Annotated in this window: 15 protein-coding genes; 8 read left to right on the top strand and 7 right to left on the bottom strand. The window is 44.3% G+C overall.

Going from position 1 to position 18,061, the window contains the following annotated elements; all coding sequences use genetic code 11:
* Positions 1–2 precede the first annotated feature (2 nt).
* Together ybeY and BQ7997_RS14070 are read right to left on the bottom strand one after the other, a co-directional pair.
* Positions 3–416 carry an rRNA maturation RNase YbeY gene (ybeY, locus tag BQ7997_RS14075; RefSeq protein WP_073346955.1) on the bottom strand — a complete coding sequence of 138 codons (414 nt, stop codon included), beginning with the start codon at positions 414–416 and terminating at the stop codon, positions 3–5.
* A 16-nt stretch (positions 417–432) separates the two neighbouring features.
* On the bottom strand, positions 433–1,665 hold the full coding sequence (locus tag BQ7997_RS14070; RefSeq protein WP_073346954.1) for a nucleoside recognition domain-containing protein: 1,233 nt from the start codon (positions 1,663–1,665) through the stop codon (positions 433–435).
* A 168-nt stretch (positions 1,666–1,833) separates the two neighbouring features.
* Here BQ7997_RS14070 and ruvB point away from each other — a divergent pair, with 168 nt between their 5' ends.
* The 5 genes from ruvB to BQ7997_RS14045 all read left to right on the top strand — a co-directional run bounded on the left by ruvB (position 1,834) and on the right by BQ7997_RS14045 (position 8,554).
* The gene (gene ruvB / locus BQ7997_RS14065) at positions 1,834–2,868 is read left to right on the top strand and encodes a Holliday junction branch migration DNA helicase RuvB (protein WP_022137118.1); all 1,035 of its coding nucleotides are present in this window, start codon (positions 1,834–1,836) and stop codon (positions 2,866–2,868) included.
* A gap of 182 nt (positions 2,869–3,050) precedes the next feature.
* A complete protein-coding gene (locus BQ7997_RS14060) occupies positions 3,051–3,527 on the top strand; it encodes an endonuclease domain-containing protein (protein WP_022137117.1) in 477 nt (158 codons plus the stop codon).
* A gap of 11 nt (positions 3,528–3,538) precedes the next feature.
* A complete protein-coding gene (locus BQ7997_RS14055; RefSeq protein ID WP_073346953.1) occupies positions 3,539–5,035 on the top strand; it encodes an oligosaccharide flippase family protein in 1,497 nt (498 codons plus the stop codon).
* 2 nt (positions 5,036–5,037) lie between these two features.
* Positions 5,038–6,393: a TIGR00341 family protein gene (locus BQ7997_RS14050; protein ID WP_073346952.1), complete on the top strand. Its 1,356-nt coding sequence runs from the start codon at positions 5,038–5,040 to the stop codon at positions 6,391–6,393.
* A 19-nt stretch (positions 6,394–6,412) separates the two neighbouring features.
* Positions 6,413–8,554, top strand: a complete 2,142-nt coding sequence (locus BQ7997_RS14045; protein ID WP_073346951.1) for a S46 family peptidase — start codon at positions 6,413–6,415, stop codon at positions 8,552–8,554.
* Positions 8,555–8,730: 176 nt separating this feature from the next.
* Here the strand turns inward: BQ7997_RS14045 and BQ7997_RS14040 are convergent, their stop codons facing one another.
* A complete protein-coding gene (locus tag BQ7997_RS14040) occupies positions 8,731–10,656 on the bottom strand; it encodes a DEAD/DEAH box helicase (protein WP_022137113.1) in 1,926 nt (641 codons plus the stop codon).
* Between the two features lie 74 nt (positions 10,657–10,730).
* Complete coding sequence (locus tag BQ7997_RS14035) at positions 10,731–11,792, bottom strand: tyrosine-protein phosphatase (RefSeq protein WP_073347430.1); 1,062 nt, start codon at positions 11,790–11,792, stop codon at positions 10,731–10,733.
* 207 nt (positions 11,793–11,999) lie between these two features.
* Here BQ7997_RS14035 and BQ7997_RS14030 point away from each other — a divergent pair, with 207 nt between their 5' ends.
* Entirely contained in the window at positions 12,000–12,959 is a 960-nt protein-coding gene (locus tag BQ7997_RS14030) for a toxin-antitoxin system YwqK family antitoxin (protein ID WP_073346950.1), read from the top strand.
* Between the two features lie 50 nt (positions 12,960–13,009).
* On the opposite strand, the gene BQ7997_RS14025 is transcribed toward BQ7997_RS14030, so the two are convergent.
* The 3 genes from BQ7997_RS14025 to BQ7997_RS14015 are packed head-to-tail and all read right to left on the bottom strand — an operon-like array spanning position 13,010 to position 15,067.
* Complete coding sequence (locus BQ7997_RS14025; RefSeq protein ID WP_073346949.1) at positions 13,010–13,936, bottom strand: carbohydrate kinase family protein; 927 nt, start codon at positions 13,934–13,936, stop codon at positions 13,010–13,012.
* On the bottom strand, positions 13,924–14,529 hold the full coding sequence (locus tag BQ7997_RS14020) for an SIS domain-containing protein (RefSeq protein WP_073346948.1): 606 nt from the start codon (positions 14,527–14,529) through the stop codon (positions 13,924–13,926). The genes BQ7997_RS14025 and BQ7997_RS14020 overlap by 13 nt, the downstream gene beginning before the upstream one ends.
* Positions 14,530–14,533: 4 nt before the next feature.
* The gene (locus BQ7997_RS14015; protein WP_073346947.1) at positions 14,534–15,067 is read right to left on the bottom strand and encodes an LOG family protein; all 534 of its coding nucleotides are present in this window, start codon (positions 15,065–15,067) and stop codon (positions 14,534–14,536) included.
* Positions 15,068–15,171: 104 nt separating this feature from the next.
* On the opposite strand from BQ7997_RS14015, the gene BQ7997_RS14010 reads away from it, so the two are divergent.
* Together BQ7997_RS14010 and BQ7997_RS14005 are read left to right on the top strand one after the other, a co-directional pair.
* On the top strand, positions 15,172–16,392 hold the full coding sequence (locus BQ7997_RS14010) for a M16 family metallopeptidase (protein WP_073346946.1): 1,221 nt from the start codon (positions 15,172–15,174) through the stop codon (positions 16,390–16,392).
* A gap of 85 nt (positions 16,393–16,477) precedes the next feature.
* Positions 16,478–18,049 carry an ATP-binding protein gene (locus BQ7997_RS14005; RefSeq protein ID WP_044653697.1) on the top strand — a complete coding sequence of 524 codons (1,572 nt, stop codon included), beginning with the start codon at positions 16,478–16,480 and terminating at the stop codon, positions 18,047–18,049.
* The last annotated feature ends 12 nt before the right edge of the window (positions 18,050–18,061 follow it).

The raw sequence follows: 18,061 nt of genomic DNA, 5'->3' as shown, positions 1-18,061 counted from the left end.
ATTTACCGCATAGATAATGCCTTATTTTCTGCCGCTTCCATAATTTCCCGCTCTCCGGGACCTTTATCGTTGATTCCGCATAGATGAAGTATTCCGTGAATGATAACACGATGTAGTTCATCATCATAGGCCGCACCGAATTGTTCGGCATTAGTACGTATTGTATCCAGGCTAATGAATAAATCCCCGGACAGACGGTCGCCTTCGCAATAGTCGAAGGTGATGATATCCGTATAATAGTCGTGTTGCAGATATTGCCGGTTTACTTCCAGGATTTTCTCATCCGAGCAGAAAATATAGGCGATTTCACCGAGTCTTTTTCCATAGGAAGCGGCTACGGCTTTTATCCATTCCGTTGTCTCACGTTTTTTAATATCAGGCATCTTGACGCCTTCTGTTTGATAAGTTACAGCCATAATTGAATGTTATGATTTAAAAGAAAAATAAATAACTGATTAAGATAGCGGCTATGATACCGGAGAAATCGGCGATTAAACCACAAGTTACCGCATTGCGGGTTTTACTGATACCTACGCTACCGAAATACACAGCCAGAATATAGAAAGTAGTATCCGAAGCTCCACGTACCACGCAACTCATACGTCCTACGAATGAATCCGGGCCTAGCTCTTTCATTGTATCAATCATCAAACCGTTTGCACCACTTCCACTAAGTGATTTCATCAATGCCGTAGGCAATGCTCCTACAAAGCTGGTATCCACTCCGCATAATCCTACTAAATAACCGATTCCACCCACTAAGTAGTCCATCGCTCCCGAAGTGCGGAATACAGCGATACCTACAAGGAAAGCCACCAAATAGGGAATGATACGCACAGCCGTGGTAAAACCTTCTTTAGCCCCTTCCACAAAAGAATCATAGACATTGATTTTCTTTCTGATCCCTGTTAGAATAAACAGGATGATAACACCGAACAGAATGATGTTGGCTATCAGTGTGGAGTAAGTTCCCATTTCCTCACGGGAGACACTGATAAACAGATAAATCAATCCGGAAAAGAAGAGGCAGACTACACCCATCAATATCAGAATCGGCTTATTGATTAAGTTTATCTTCTGGGCAATGCTGACAGCTATAACTCCCACCAAAGTAGAAATGAAAGTACTTAGCAAAATAGGGATAAACACGTCTGTCGGTTGCGCAGCCCCCATTTGTGCACGATATACCATGATACTGATAGGGATAAGAATCAGTCCCGAAGTATTGATGACTAAGAACATAATCATCGGATTGGAAGCCGTGTCTTTCTTCGGATTCAGCTCCTGCAATTCTTTCATTGCTTTCAGTCCCATCGGAGTGGCGGCATTATCTAGTCCGAGCATATTGGCGGACATATTCATAAAGATAGACCCCAGTACAGGATGCCCTTTAGGAATATCCGGGAACAAACGGCAGAGTACCGGACTCAAGAAACGTGCCAATGCACTGATTAATCCACTGTTCTCGCCGATTTTCATAATACCCAGCCAAAGGGCTAATACTCCGGTAAGCCCGAGAGAAATCTCAAAAGCTGTCTTTGAAGAGTCGAATGTCGAGTTCATGATAGCGGTGAATATCTCCGTATCTCCCAGGAAAATCACTTTTGCGAGGGCGATGACGAAGGCTATAAGGAAGAAAGCTATCCAGATATAATTTAGAACCATAGTCGATTGCGTGTATTATAGATTTATATATATCATATATACGATATATATCGTGCAAAAGTAATATTTTATAGTTGCTTTTCATGCTACCGGGCTTTTTTTATTCATCTTTCTTATATTGAAAATGAATGTATTTCTCTATCTTTGTCTCCTACTTTCGAGAAATAAATGGAACAAGAAGATTTTAACATACGCGAACATCAGCTAACTTCAAAGGAACGGGATTTTGAGAATGCACTCCGCCCGTTGAGCTTTGAGGACTTTAGCGGACAGGATAAGGTGGTGGAGAACCTTCGCATTTTTGTGAAGGCGGCACGCTTGCGTGGCGAGGCACTAGACCATGTCCTGCTTCATGGCCCTCCCGGCTTGGGAAAAACAACTCTTTCGAATATTATCGCCAATGAACTGAATGTCGGCTTTAAAGTGACTTCCGGTCCGGTACTCGACAAACCGGGCGACCTGGCAGGTGTACTGACCAGTCTCGAACCGAATGACGTGCTTTTTATTGATGAAATCCATCGTCTGTCACCGGTAGTGGAAGAGTATCTTTACTCTGCCATGGAAGATTATCGCATTGATATTATGATTGATAAGGGGCCTTCGGCACGTAGTATTCAGATTGATTTGAATCCTTTTACGTTAGTGGGTGCCACTACACGCAGCGGCCTGCTAACGGCTCCGCTTCGTGCACGTTTTGGTATTAACCTGCATTTGGAATATTACGATGATGATATCTTGAGTAACATTATCCGTCGTTCCGCATCCATCCTGGATGTACCCTGCTCGGTGCGTGCAGCATCGGAGATTGCTTCCCGCAGTCGTGGAACACCGCGTATTGCCAATGCTTTGCTTCGTCGTGTACGCGACTTTGCGCAGGTGAAAGGTTCCGGATCTATTGATACGGAAATCTCCCAGTTTGCGTTGGAAGCATTGAATATCGACAAATATGGTCTGGACGAGATAGATAACAAGATACTTTGTACCATCATAGACAAGTTTAAAGGCGGCCCTGTGGGATTGACGACCATTGCAACCGCTTTGGGCGAAGACGCGGGAACCATTGAAGAAGTATATGAACCTTTCCTCATAAAAGAAGGATTTATGAAGCGTACTCCCCGTGGTCGTGAAGTGACGGAACTTGCTTACAAGCATCTCGGGCGTAGCCTGTATAACAGTAATCAGAAAACGTTATTTAATGATTAATATAAGGTTAATGTAAAGTTAGCAGAATGTTAATATAAAGTTAGTGTAAATTAGTAGTAAGTCATATCTCATTAGGGGAATCTCCGAGAGTTAATAGTCGGTAGTATTCCCATTCTCCTCCTTCTGGAAGGAGGAGTACCCGTAGGGGGAGGTGGTAGGTGAATACATAAAACAAATGATCTATGCACGATACAATGAATAAGTCTGAACTGAAATCAGTTCGAAAAGATTTAAGAAATGGGGGCACCTCTGCCGAAGCCACTCTTTGGAAACTAATCAAAGGAAAGCAAATTGATGGACTTAAATTTCGTCGGCAGCAGAGTGTCGGTCCTTATATTTTAGATTTCTATTGTCCGCAATTCCGATTGGGTATAGAATTGGACGGAGAAGTACATTCTACTTCGGCGGCAATGGATTATGCGGATACTCGTGCACGTTTCCTGTTTAATGAGAAGGGTATATGGGTCATTCGGTTTGAGAATAGGGTGGTATTTGAGAATCCTTCGCAAATAGTGGAGGAGATTCGAGAGGCTGTGAGGAAGAGGAGAGGGAATCCTACCACCTCCCCCTGCGGGGACTCCTCCTTCCAGAAGGAGGAGAGTGGAGATACTACCGGCTGTTCGATATTAATCGCTAATCATTCGTCCGTTAATCACTAATCATTATCTGCATGGCTGGACTAAAATCATTAGCAAAAGATACTGCAATTTATGGGTTGAGTAGCATTGTCGGACGATTCCTTAACTATATGCTGGTGCCGTTGTACACGGCTGTTTTACCGGCTTCTACGGGGGGATATGGAGTCGTATCCAATGTATATGCTTTTACGGCTTTGATGCTGGTACTGCTTACATTCGGTATGGAAACCGGATTCTTCCGTTTTGCCAACAAATCGGGAGAAGATCCGATGAAGGTATACGCCAACTCTCTGCTTTCGGTAGGCGGGGTATCGTTGATTTTCGTTCTTCTCTGCCTGTTGTTCCTACAGCCGATTTCCAATCTGCTGGATTACGGTAACCATCCGGAATTTATAGCGATGATGGCTATTGTAGTGGCTTTAGACTCTTTTCAGTGTATTCCTTTCGCTTATCTACGCTATAAAAAACGACCGATAAAGTTTGCGGCTATCAAACTGCTTTCTATCATTGGCGGAATCGGCCTGAACCTGTTTTTCTTATTGCTGTGTCCCTGGCTGAATGTGCATTGCCCGGAAATAATCTCATGGTTCTATGATCCCGATTATCTGATAGGCTATATCTTTATCAGTAACCTGATAGTCTCCGTTGCCCAGATGTTCTTCTTTATCCCTGAACTGAGAGGGTTTGCCTACAAACTGGATAGGGCATTGCTGAAACGTATGGTTGTTTATTCCTTCCCGGTACTGATTCTTGGCTTGGTCGGTATTCTGAATCAGACGGTGGATAAGATGATTTATCCGTTCCTTTTCGAAAACCGGCAAGAAGGGCTGGTGCAACTGGGTATTTATGCGGCTACCAGTAAAATAGCAATGGTAATGGCAATGTTTACGCAAGCTTTCCGCTATGCTTACGAACCGTTTGTATTTGGCAAGGATCGTGAAGGGGACAACCGGAAAATGTATGCGGCTGCGATGAAGTATTTCCTTATCTTCTCGTTACTGGCTTTCCTTGCCGTAATGTTCTATCTTGATTTGCTGCGTTATCTGGTAGCGAAAGGATATTGGGAAGGTTTGGGAGTCGTGGCTATTGTGATGCTTGCGGAAATCTGCAAAGGCATCTATTTCAATCTCTCCTTTTGGTATAAGCTGACGGACGAGACACGTTGGGGAGCTTATTTCTCCCTGATAGGTTGTGCTATAATCGTAGTGATGAATATTATGTTCGTTCCTACTTACGGCTATATTGCTTCTGCCTGGGCTTCCGTTGCCGGATATGGAGTAATTATGCTGCTGTCTTATTGGATGGGACAGAAGAAGTATCCGATTCAATATGATTTGAAAAGCCTTGGACTTTATGTGCTGCTTGCGGCGGTACTCTATGTGATTGGAGAACAAGTGCCAATCTCCAATCTTGTGCTTCGCCTTGCTTTCCGCACAGTGCTTTTGTTGTTGTTTGTAAGTTATATTATCAAGCGGGACTTGCCTTTGAGCCGGATTCCTGTTATTAACCGATTTATAAAAAAGAAATAAACATGAAGACAGATGAGCGTAATAAATTTGCCATCAAGTCCTTTTTGAACGAATATCTGGACTTGAAAAAGGATAAGGATAACGAATTGGCAACAGTCGATTCCATCCGTAAAGGAGTAGAATTCAAAGGTGCCAACTTATGGATTCTTATCTTCGCCATCTTTATGGCATCACTTGGATTGAACGTGAACTCTACCGCTGTCATTATTGGTGCCATGTTGATCTCTCCATTGATGGGGCCTATCATGGGTGTGGGGTTATCTGTCGGGCTGAATGACTTCGAACTGATGAAACGCTCTTTGAAGAGTTTTCTTATTACGACAGCTTTCAGTGTGACGACAGCAACCATTTTCTTTCTTCTTGCCCCTATTGCCGGTTCACAATCAGAATTGCTGGCACGCACATCGCCTACTATTTATGACGTATTCATCGCATTATTCGGTGGTTTGGCGGGTGTAGTAGCCCTTTCTACTAAAGAAAAAGGGAACGTGATTCCGGGCGTTGCCATCGCTACCGCATTGATGCCGCCGCTTTGTACGGCGGGATACGGATTAGCGTCAGGTAATCTGATCTATTTTCTCGGAGCTTTCTATCTGTATTTTATCAACTCTGTATTCATCAGTCTGGCTACCTTCCTCGGAGTTCGCGTGATGCACTTCCAACGGAAAGAGTTTGTAGATAAGACCCGTGAGAAGACAGTACGTAAATATATCATCCTGATTGTGATTCTGACGATGTGCCCGGCTGTCTATCTGACGTTCGGTATCATTAAAAGTACCTTCTACGAAGCTGCTGCCAATCGGTTTATTTCTGAACAATTAGGATTTGAGAATACACAGGTACTTGACAAGAAGATCAGTTATGAACATAAGGAACTTCGTGTTGTTCTGATTGGGTCTGAAGTGCCGGATGCTTCCATTTCCATAGCTCGTAGCAAGTTGAAAGAGTATAAGCTCGAAGATACCAAGCTTATTGTATTGCAGGGTATGAATAACGAAGCGGTGGATGTCTCTTCTATCCGTGCTATGGTGATGGAAGATTTCTACAAGAACAGCGAACAGCGTCTCCAAGAGCAGAAAGTAAAGATATCCCAACTGGAGACAACGCTCGAACAATACAGGACGTACGATGCGATGAGCCGTACGTTAGTGCCCGAATTGAAGGTGCTTTATCCTACTGTCACTACACTTTCTATCGCTCATTCGCTCGAAGTGCGGGTAGATTCGATGAAAGCAGATACAGTGACACTGGCTGTTCTGAAATTTACCAAACATCCGTCCACAACAGAAAAACAAAAAATCAGCGAATGGCTGAAAGCCCGTGTAGGAGCCAAGCAGTTGCGACTGATTACAGAATAATGAATCTAAAAATAAGAACATGAAATTCAGACTAACCGCCATCGTACTTCTCTCTATCTGTCTCTCGAAAGCTTTTGCCGACGAGGGAATGTGGTTGTTGGGAAATCTCAATAAGAACAAGCAGACAGAACAAGTGATGAAACAACTTGGCTTGCAGATGCCTGTAAAGAAACTATATGACCCGAAGAAACCATGTCTTGCAGATGCCGTTGTCAGCTTTGGCGGCTTTTGTTCGGGAGTCGTTGTTTCCGAAGACGGCTTAGTGTTTACCAACCATCATTGCGGATTCAGCAGTATCCAGCAACATTCTTCAGTGGAGCACGACTATCTGAAAGATGGTTTTGTGGCACGTAGTCTTGAAGAAGAACTGCCGAATCCGGAGTTGTATGTTCGTTTCCTGCTTCGTACGGAGAATGTGACCAAACGGGTATTGTCCGCTGCCAAACATGCTAAAACGGAATCAGAACGCCGGGTAGCTGTCGATTCTGTCATGAATGTAATCGGCATGGAGATTTCGGAAAAGGACTCCACATTGACCGGGATAGTAGATGCTTATTACGCAGGAAATGAATTCTGGCTTTCTGTTTACAGGGATTATAATGATGTCCGTCTGGTATTTGCTCCCCCTTCTTCGGTCGGAAAATTCGGATGGGATACGGATAACTGGATGTGGCCGCGTCATACCGGTGATTTTAGCGTATTTCGTATCTATGCTAATAGCAAGAACGGTCCGGCGGATTATTCTCCTGAGAATGTCCCATATCACCCTGAATATGTAGCTCCCATCTCTTTGGATGGATATAAGGAAGGCTCGTTCTGCATGACGCTTGGTTATCCGGGAAGCACGGAGCGTTATCTTTCCTCGTATGGCATTGAGGAAATGATGAATGGCATCAATCAGGCCATGATTGACGTGCGTGGAGTGAAACAGGCTGTTTGGAAGCGAGAAATGGATCGCCGTCCGGATATCCGTATCAAATATGCCTCAAAATATGATGAAAGCTCCAATTACTGGAAGAATAGCATCGGAACGAATAAAGCCATCAGACATCTGAAAGTCTTGGAAAAGAAACGTATTGCTGAGGCTGCACTCCGTGAATGGATTCAATCGCACCCGTCAGAACGGGAAAAACTCCTTCGTTTATTCTCTTCTTTGGAATTGGATTATAGCAATCGCCGCGAGACAAACCACGCTTTGGCTTATTTCGGCGAGGCGTTTATTAATGGCCCTGAATTGGTTCAGCTTGCCCTTGAAATCCTGAACTTCGACTTTGAGGCAGAAGAAAAACAGGTAGTAAGCCGCATGAAGAAACTATTGGCAAAGTATGATAATCTTGACCTTTCCATTGATAAAGAGGTCTTTGCTGCCATGCTCAAGGAGTATCAGGAGAAAGTCGACAAGAAATATCTCCCCGCCATGTATCAGAGGATAGATACGCTTTACAACGGGAATATTCAAACTTATGTCGATTCTTTATACGCAACGTCTCAAATAACTTCTCCAAAAGGCTTGAAACGTTTCCTGGAACGGGATACGACTTATAATCTGATTGAAGACCCTGCCGTTTCCTTGAGTCTCGACCTGATTGTGAAATACTACGAGATGAACCAAAGTATCTCCGAAGCTTCCGAGCAGATAGAACAAGGCGAGCGGCTGTTCAATGCCGCCATGCGTCGCATGTATGCCGACCGTAATTTCTATCCCGACGCCAATTCTACCATGCGTTTGAGTTTTGGAACAGTGGATGGCTACTCACCTTTTGACGGAGCTACCTATGACTATTATACGACTGTAAAAGGCATATTCGAAAAGGTGAAAGAGCATGCCGGTGATATTGACTTTGCCGTCCAACCGGAGTTGCTGAACCTGCTTTCTTCCGGTGACTTCGGCAGATATGCCAATGAACAAGGCGATATGAGCGTTTGCTTCATCTCTAATAATGATATTACAGGCGGAAACTCCGGCAGTGCCATGTTTAACAGCAAAGGAGAATTGCTTGGCCTGGCTTTCGATGGAAACTGGGAAGCCATGAGCAGTGATATTGTTTTTGAACCCGATTTGCAACGTTGTATCGGAGTGGATGTCCGGTATATGCTTTTCATTATGGAGAAATACGGAAAGGCGGGAAATCTTGTACAAGAATTGAAAATAGCCCGATAAGATAGCTCATGTAGTCTTACATATGCATTTACTGGAATTATGCCCAGGGGAGAACGACCGTATGCCCCGGGCTAATAAAAATAAGCCCAGGGTTCATCTCATGTGAGCCCTGGGCTAAACTTTGGTAATCCCCGGGCTGAATGGAAATCATTCCGGGAGATATATTAGTTAGAATCTTACTTCTTCGGTTTTCTGCGTGCCCATCCTTCTTCGCTGAAGTCAGGTTCCTTATCTTTGAAGAACTCCTGCCAGTCATCTTTCTTTTTCGGTCCGCGGGCATCCGAATATCCTCGTTCCGCACGGCTCGGTTTTTCTTTCTTTCCGGGTTTTGAACCTTTGGCAGACGCATCCTTAGATTTTCTGTCTTTATTCTCATAGCGTGGCGCACGTTCTTCTCCTTTACCGAATCGCTTACCGTCTTTGCGTTCTCCTGAACCGTTTTCGCGTCCTTTTCCGCCTTCCTCGCTGGATATTTCCACAACAACTTTGCGTCCGTTCCATTTCGCACGGCTTAGGGCTTTCACTACATTGATTGCTTCTTTTTCAGGCACTTCGAAGAAAGAGAAGTTCTGCATTAAGTCAATGCGTCCCAACTCGATGCGTCCGCGTGTGTTATTATTCAGCAAACCGATAAGGTCACTTGGGAAGAAACTGTCCGTTTTACCTAAATTGATAAATAAACGGTTGAAGCCCGGAGCAGCTTTCCGGCTTCTCTTTTCGAAGCCACCCTCTTTGCGGTCACCTCTTCCGGCACGTTCACCGCGGCTTTCACTTGTCGGTTGTTCTATTTCCGGGCGGTGACGGTAATACTCTGCGAAACGGTTGAATTCGTGCGAAACCATTCGTTTTATCAGGTCTTCCTTACTCAACCATTCCAGTTTACGATAGATTTCCGGCATGAAGTCCGCGATTTCTTCTTCGTTTACTTTTACTTTTTCAAGGTCATCAATAACCTTAATCAACTGCTTCTGGCAAATGCCTGCCGCAGTCGGCATCTCTCCGGCAATGAATTTCTTGCCGATGATTCGTTCTATTTCTCTTAACTTACCTCTTTCGCGGAGATTGATGATAGCAATAGAAGTACCGGTCTTTCCGGCACGTCCCGTACGTCCGCTACGGTGAGTGTAGCTTTCCGTATCATCAGGCAAGCCGTAATTGATAACGTGAGTCAAATCGTCCACGTCCAGACCGCGGGCAGCTACGTCCGTAGCAACGAGCAGTTGCAGATTACGGATACGGAACTTTTGCATAACAGCGTCCCGCTGCGCTTGTGAAAGTTCGCCATGCAGCGAGTCAGCATTGTAGCCTTCCTGCATTAATTTGTCGGCGATTTCTTGAGTTTCCTTACGGGTACGGCAGAAAATGATACCGTATATTTGCGGGTAGTAATCTACGATACGTTTTAGCGCCTCGTATTTATCTTTAGCCTGTACGGTGTAGACAACGTGTTTTACGTTGTTGGTACTTTCGTTCTTACGGCCGATAGTGATTTCTTTGGCATTGCGCAGGTAATTCTTTGAAATACGCGCAATCTCCGGGCTCATAGTAGCCGAGAAAAGCAATGTATTACGTTCCTGCGGCACATCAGCCAGGATAGCGTTGATGCTGTCCGTAAATCCCATGTTCAGCATTTCGTCTGCTTCGTCCATCACTACGTTGCGGATGGTAGATAAGGATACGGTTTTGCGTTCCATCAAGTCCAGCAAACGTCCGGGAGTGGCAACGATGATATGTACACCCCGTTTCAGGCTGCGTATCTGGCTGTCAATAGAAGAACCACCATATACAGGCAGCACCTTCAGTCCGTCAATGTATTTGGAATAATCGTTCAAATCTCCCGCTATCTGGAGACAAAGCTCACGGGTAGGGCAGAGGATAAGCGATTGCGGAATTCGATTTTTTACGTCAATCTGTTGGAGCAGGGGCAGTCCGAATGCGGCTGTTTTACCTGTTCCTGTCTGTGCAAGAGCTACTACATCATTATTTTCTCCTAAAAGGTACGGAATCACTTCCTCTTGTACCGGCATGGGATTCTCGTATCCCATTTCTTCAATTGCTCTACGTATCTCCGGAGAAACGCCAAGCTCTTCAAATGTCTTCATTAAATCTCTGTATATCTTTTATTTCGGGCACAAAGATAGAGAATAATTACGAATTATTAATTACGATTTGCCATTTATTCCAGCAGGATACTGCGTAACTCTTCTATTTCTTCGGCAGAAAGTCCTATCCCTTTCTTCAGGTAGTCTTGTACGCTTCCATACTCTGACTCAATCTGTTCCTTTGCAGCATTCAGAAAATCTTCCTTAGCCGAATAGATCGTCGTGATCGCTTCTTGCGAATTTGCCGGTAGTTGATAAGCATATTTTGAAGCCTTGGGAATATTGAAATAATCATTACTCAGCCGGTAGTCCGACATTATCACGTCTTCATTGACACCCAGGGCGGCAAGCAACAAGGCAGAAACGATTCCCGTGCGCCCTTTCCCCGATGTACAGTGAATCACAGCCGGATAGCAGTCACGATTGAGCAAAACAGAGAATAATTCTTTGAATTCCTTCTGATAGTTCATCACTAATTCACGATTCATCCGCTCCACCAGGCGATATATGGTATCGCTTTTTATTTTCTCTTCCTGAATCCCTTGCAGGATTTTATCCATATTTCCTGTCGGGATGGGAATATGCACAATCTTAAACTCATCATCATGTAGCTGCGGATAGTTATGCCGCTCTTCTTCGGCACGTAAGTCTATGATAGTCCGTATGCCCATATTCTTCAGTTCCCGACGCGAACAGGGCGGAATGCTATCTATCTGTGCAGAGCGGTAGAGCATTCCCCAACTGACTGATTTCCCTGTATCGACGGATTTATATCCGCCTAAATCACGGAAATTCTGGATACCGGGAATATTAATGTTGCGGGTAGCCACCTTGACCCTGTATTTATTATCGAACACCATCAAATAATAATAGCGTCGGGACGGGTCGTCGGTGACGATGGTCATCTTGCCGCTGGATATTTTGCTCATCGCTACGGGAGAGTCTTCGGGAATCAACTCGGGGGAAGTAGATGCATATACTCGTACCTGTCCTTTCAGTACTGGTGCCGTTTCCCATTTAATCACGCAGTTTCCCACGTTGTTTTCTTCACATACCACTACTATGGTTGGTGGAGTGCCGGAGCAGGATGGAAGCACTAACAGGATGGTAAGCCAGCTTAACAGGTTCTTGTACATAGTTTCTTTGTCTGAGTGAATCATATACGCAAAGATAGGAATTACCGGAAGATATGGTAATTCCTTTGCGATAATTAGCCAAAGTTAATAGTAATTTACGTGCGGAGCCTTGTTTGTGACATGCCATATAGGTCTTATGAGATTAGGATAAATCGGTTATTGTGTATATATTTGCAAAATATTGGCTAAAAAGATAATCGCATACAAATGATTCAAAGAATAGTGTTTTTCATTATTACTTCGGCTGTTTATCCAGCGTTGTTTTATGTTATCGTTCCGTGGAGTAACTCATTCAAGGATTTTAGCGAATCAACGGATCCTGCCGGTGGGGGTATGGCGGCTGGTTTTTCATTCTATTACGGGTGCCTGTTTTCATTCATTATCTGGTTCGTGCTTTCAACCATACTCGCTCATTGGTGTGTGCGGGCATGGTGGATAGGTGTTTTCGCATTGATAGTGGGTGGTGTTGCCATTCCGGCAATAGAAGCTCATAAGAAGAATCAAGCAGACAATTTACTCTGTCCCTATAAAAGGTGCTATGAAAACGGCATAATTCGCGAAAAAGGATATTATATAGGACAAAGGAGTTCTGAGAATAAGCACGGCAAAATTACCGAATACTATCCGGATGGAACGGTAAAGTCTGTCAACACTTACGAAAGAGGTGTGCCGTCAGGTCCTTGCGAATCATACTACCTTGACGGCAAACTGATGGTAAAAGGTGGATATAAAGGTGGTGAGTGGGATAATGGAGAACTCATCGGAATCCAGGACGGAGACTGGATATACTATCGTAAAGACGGCAGTGTGGACGATGAACGTACCTACGCCGAAGGTAAACTGGTTAGTTCTAAAAACTATACTCTTTGCTTTGATTCGACAGGGGTGGTTTGTGTGATTGCCACAGGCAAACCGTTTACGGGGCAACTCGATAAGACCGGAATTGTTTATAAATATCTTTTCCCCAATCTGTATACCGTATTCGTAAACAATGGCCGGTTTGATGGGGATTTCTGCTCTTATTACACCACAGGGGATGAATTGACCGTCGCTGCAACGGCAACCTATGTCGATGGAGAACTTAATGGTCAACTCAAGATGTATAATCCTGACGGTCAGTTGATGAAAAGTGCGGTATATGTCAATGGAAAAATCGAAGGTAACTAAGTTATCACTTTATTGCAATTGCTTCGATTTCTCCACAGTGCTGATAGTTGTTATATCGGCATGTACCTTTCTGCAAACTCCACCGAAACTGAATTGCTGAAACTACGGCAAACCTCGGCTGCGAAGTCTTTTCCGCACCGGATAATTTTATCCCATACTTCTTCGCTCAGATTATCCAGGTCGCGGTAGCGGACATCATATTTTAATAGTCCGTAAATCAGTCCTGCGTTAAAATTGTCACCTGCTCCGATGGTGCTGACAGCTTCCAGCGGCTCTATCGGATAATCTTTGTTGACCAGGTTGGTGCGTAGCGAAACTTTCTCTCCGCCTGCGGTACAGATAAACCGTGGACAGTAAAATTTGATTTTATCCTTGTATATCTTGTCGGCATCCTGCATACCATACATATAAAGGAAATCTTCTAAAGAACCGCGCACAATGTCCGCATACTCCAGGTTTTCGATGATAGTCGGTGCCAGTTTCATTGCTTCATTCTTGTGCGAAGAGCGGAAGTTCGGATCATAATAGATAATGGCCTTTTTCTCCCTTGCCTGGTCGAGTAATTCGAGAATCTTTTCCCGTAATACCGGATTCAGGGCATAGTATGAACCTACCATAACAATATCATCCTCTTCCAATTTTGGAAACAGGACATCCAGGCGTTGCTTGGGGTAATCTTTGTAGAAAATATATTCGGCATCACTTTGTTCGTTGAGAAAAGCAAGAGATACCGGTGATTTACCGTCGGGGAATACATTCACATGATCCGTCGGGATATTATTCTCACGCATGAATTGCAGGATAATGTTCCCTACACGGTCATTGCCGGTTTCGCTGATGAAACCGACGTTTACTCCCATCCGTCCTAAGGATACGATGCCGTTGAACACAGAGCCTCCCGGTACGGCTGCGGAAGGCTGGTCACCTCGAAAGATGATATCGAGGATTGTCTCTCCGATGCCGATTACTTTTCGCATAGCGATCTTGATTTTTCTCCCAGATAACCGCCGTGATGACGTTTTGAATATTCCTCTATGGTGAATTGGGTTTCCTTCATTGTCTGCACTACTAATATATCACCGATAACGGTCATGGCGGTGGTTGAGGTAGTAGGCGTCATTCCTAAAACGCAGACCTCAGCCGGCTTGCCGGTACTCAGGCAGACATCCGATTCGTGTGCCAGCGGGCTGTCGGGGTTTCCGGTAATAACGATAAACTTCAAGTCCGGGTCCAGATTATGGGCAAGGCGTGTTAATTCTACGATTTCGCGCGTTTTGCCGGAGTTGGAGATGAGCAAGAGTAAATCGTTCTTCTGTAAGATACCCAAGTCACCGTGTTGTGCCTCACTGGGATGCAGAAAAACGGATGGGATACCGGTAGAACAGAAAGTAGTAGCAATGTTCATTGCAATTTGTCCGGCTTTTCCCATGCCGGAAGTTACTAATTTCCCCTTTTTCAGATGTACTTGTTCTACAATCAGTTGTACGGCTTTCTCATAAGCGTCTGTTACAGGGATGTTGAGCACGGCTTGTGCTTCCTGTTGCAAAAGTTGTTTGATGGAGTCTATCATATAATCAGTTTATTTTTTCTTTCAATTCTTCCAGAGTGTTTGTTACTTCGTAATAGGTGGAGAAAGGCTGCCGGGCAAACCCTTTGTCTTCTAATGTTTTGAATGCTTTCAACAGTTCATCGTAGAAACCGTATTCATTGTAAAAGACCACCTTTTTATGATGGTATCCGATGGAAGCGGCGGCTATCACATGAAATATTTCATCCAATGTGCCCACGCCACCCGGCAATGCCACCAGTATATCCGATTTCTCGGTTATCACATCTTTCCGGTCACTTAGATTATGGGTGCGAATCACTTCGTCCAGGCAGTTGCTTACACTGCCTTTCTCTTCCAGTTTGGAAGGGACTACCCCGATGACTTTCCCGCCGTTCTCTTTCACGGCACGGGCTACGCATTCCATAAGTCCGAGGTTGGCTCCTCCGTAAATCAACGTTTTACCTGTTTTCCCCATCCATTCGCCGATTCGGCGGGCGCTTTCGAAGTACATTTTGTCAATGTTTTCTGAGGCAGAACAGAATATTCCTATCTTTTCCATATACGTTGTAACTGTTATAGTCCACAAATATCTGCAATTTTCTATAAACCGCAATAAGTTTTATTGTATTTTTGTACCATAATTCAATAAGGAACTAGAAAACAATGCAATCTAACGTATATACACTCCCCAACGGCCTGCGTATTATCCATGAACCGACTCTCTCAAAAGTAGCTTATTGTGGTTTCGCCATTGATGCTGGAACGCGCGATGAGGCTGAGAACGAACAGGGAATGGCTCATTTTGTGGAACATCTCATCTTTAAAGGAACGGAGAAGCGAAAGGCCTGGCATATCCTCAACCGGATGGAGAATGTGGGCGGTGACCTGAATGCCTACACCAATAAAGAAGAAACAGTAGTCTATTCCGCCTTCCTGACTGAACATTTGGAGCGTGCACTCGAACTGTTGGGGGATATTGTATTCCATTCTACCTTTCCTCAACACGAGATAGAAAAAGAAACGGAAGTCATTATTGACGAAATCCAATCATACGAGGATACTCCTTCGGAATTGATATTCGATGATTTTGAAGACATGATTTTCCGCAATCATCCGTTGGGAAGAAATATCCTGGGCAAACCGGAACTGCTACGGAGCTTCCGCACCGAAGATGTTCTTTCATTTACCCGCCGTTACTATCAGCCGGGGAATATGGTCTTCTTCGTTCAGGGACAATACGACTTCAAGAAAATAATCCGTCTGGCGGAGAAATACCTGTCGGATATTCCCGCCGTGGAAGTGAACAATCACCGTGTACCCCCTCCACTTTACGTCCCCGAGCATTTGACGATTGCCAAAGATACGCATCAGGCACACGTAATGATCGGCAGCCGTGGCTACAACGCCTATGATGATAAACGTACTGCCCTCTATCTGCTGAATAACGTGCTCGGCGGCCCCGGCATGAACAGCAAACTGAATGTATCTCTCCGTGAGCGTAGGGGACTGGTTTATAATGTTGAATCCAACCTGACTTCTTATACCGATACAGGAGCTTTTTGCATTTACTTCGGAACCGATGTTGAAGATATGGACACTTGCCTGAGGCTGACCTATAAAGAGTTGAAGCGAATGCGCGACACGAAGATGACCTCTTCACAATTGGCGGCAGCCAAGAAGCAGCTTATCGGACAAATAGGGGTGGCATCCGATAATTTTGAAAATAATGCATTGGGAATGGCAAAATCCTATCTGCACTATCACAAGTACGAATCATCCGAACTTGTTTTCAAGCGCATAGAGGCACTGACAGCAGAACAATTGCTGGAAGTTGCCAATGAAATGTTTGCAGAAGAGTATTTGTCTACGTTGATATACAAATAATTGACCGTCCGATTTGCTATCATTGCCGGAATTCGTATTTTTGTATCATATATGTATTTGATAACAATCTAATAGCAGAAATAATATGTGGATGATGGGCAGAAAACTCCCTATCGGGATTCAGACTTTTGAAGATATTCGTACTGACGGATACTTATATGTGGATAAAACGGCATTGATGTGGACGATAGCGAATATCGGCAAACCATTCTTTTTAAGCCGGCCCCGCCGATTTGGCAAGAGTTTGTTAATCTCCACGTTTGAGGCATACTTTAAAGGACAGCGTGAACTCTTTACGGGTCTTGCCGTGGAACAATTAGAGCAGAAATGGGAAGAATATCCAGTGTTACATCTCGATTTGAATGCGGAGAAATATGATTCGCCGGAAAGGCTGGATGCAGTTTTGAGCAACCAACTGACGCAATGGGAGGCTGTCTATGGGGTGGGAGATGATGAAACAACTTTGTCTTCCCGTTTTATGGGTGTTATTCGTCGTGCTTCCGAGCAAGCCGGGAAAGGGGCGGTAGTGCTGGTGGACGAATATGATAAACCCTTGTTGCAGGCTATTCAGAATGAGCCGCTTCTCGACTCTTATCGTGCCACCTTGAAAGCATTCTATGGCGTGTTGAAAAGTGCAGACCGCTATCTTCGCTTTGTATTTCTGACGGGCGTCACCAAGTTTTCTCAGGTCAGCGTGTTCAGCGACTTGAACCAGCTGAATGATATAAGTATGAATTATGATTTTTCTACTCTTTGCGGCATTACCCGTGAGGAACTTCTCGCTAACTTCGAACCGGAAATTGCAGCATTAGCACGGGCGAATGGTATGGGGACGGAAGAAATCGTGGATATGATGGCTCAGCAATATGACGGTTATCATTTTCACCACAATGGTGAAGGAGTATTCAATCCCTTTAGCGTTCTCAACGCATTTTTCAATAAAGAGTTTGGCAACTATTGGTTCCAAACCGGTACTCCCACTTTCCTTGTCGAGTTGCTGAAGGAGAGCGATTATGACCTGCGTTTATTAATGGACGGGGTAGAGGCTGCTGCTTCTGCTTTCACCGAATATCGCGCAGATAAGAAAAACCCGATTCCTTTGATATATCAGAGCGGTTATTTGACAATTAAGGATTATGACAAAAGATTTAAAATGTATTGTCTTGGTTTTCCTAACGATGAAGTACGTTATGGATTTCTCAATTTCTTAGTCCCATTTTATACATCCGTGACTGATGATGAACGAAACTTTTATATCGGCAACTTCATCAGTGAACTCGAAGAGGGTGATGCCGATGCTTTCATGCGTCGTTTTGAGGCTTTTTTTGCTGATTTCCCTTATGAATTGAATGACCGGACCGAACGTCATTATCAAGTAGTCATTTATTTGATATTCAAACTGATGGGACAATTCACGCAAGCGGAAGTGCACAGCTCTCGAGGACGGGCGGATGCTGTGGTTCGGACTCCTAAGTTTATCTATATTTTTGAATTCAAACTCAATGGAACCGTTGAACAGGCTATGCGGCAGATGGAAGAAAAAGGGTATGCTCTTCCTTATGCAGTAGAAGGAAGAAAGGTGATAAAGATAGGTGTAGAGTTTAGTGCGGAGAAAAGAAATGTAGAACGTTGGTTGGTGACGAAAGAAAACAGATAATTATTGTTAGCT

The sequence above is a fragment of the Bacteroides congonensis genome (genome assembly GCF_900130125.1).
Lineage (GTDB): Bacteria > Bacteroidota > Bacteroidia > Bacteroidales > Bacteroidaceae > Bacteroides > Bacteroides congonensis.
The sequence above is the reverse complement of the archived record's forward strand: the minus strand, read 5'-3'. Positions and strand labels throughout refer to the sequence as shown.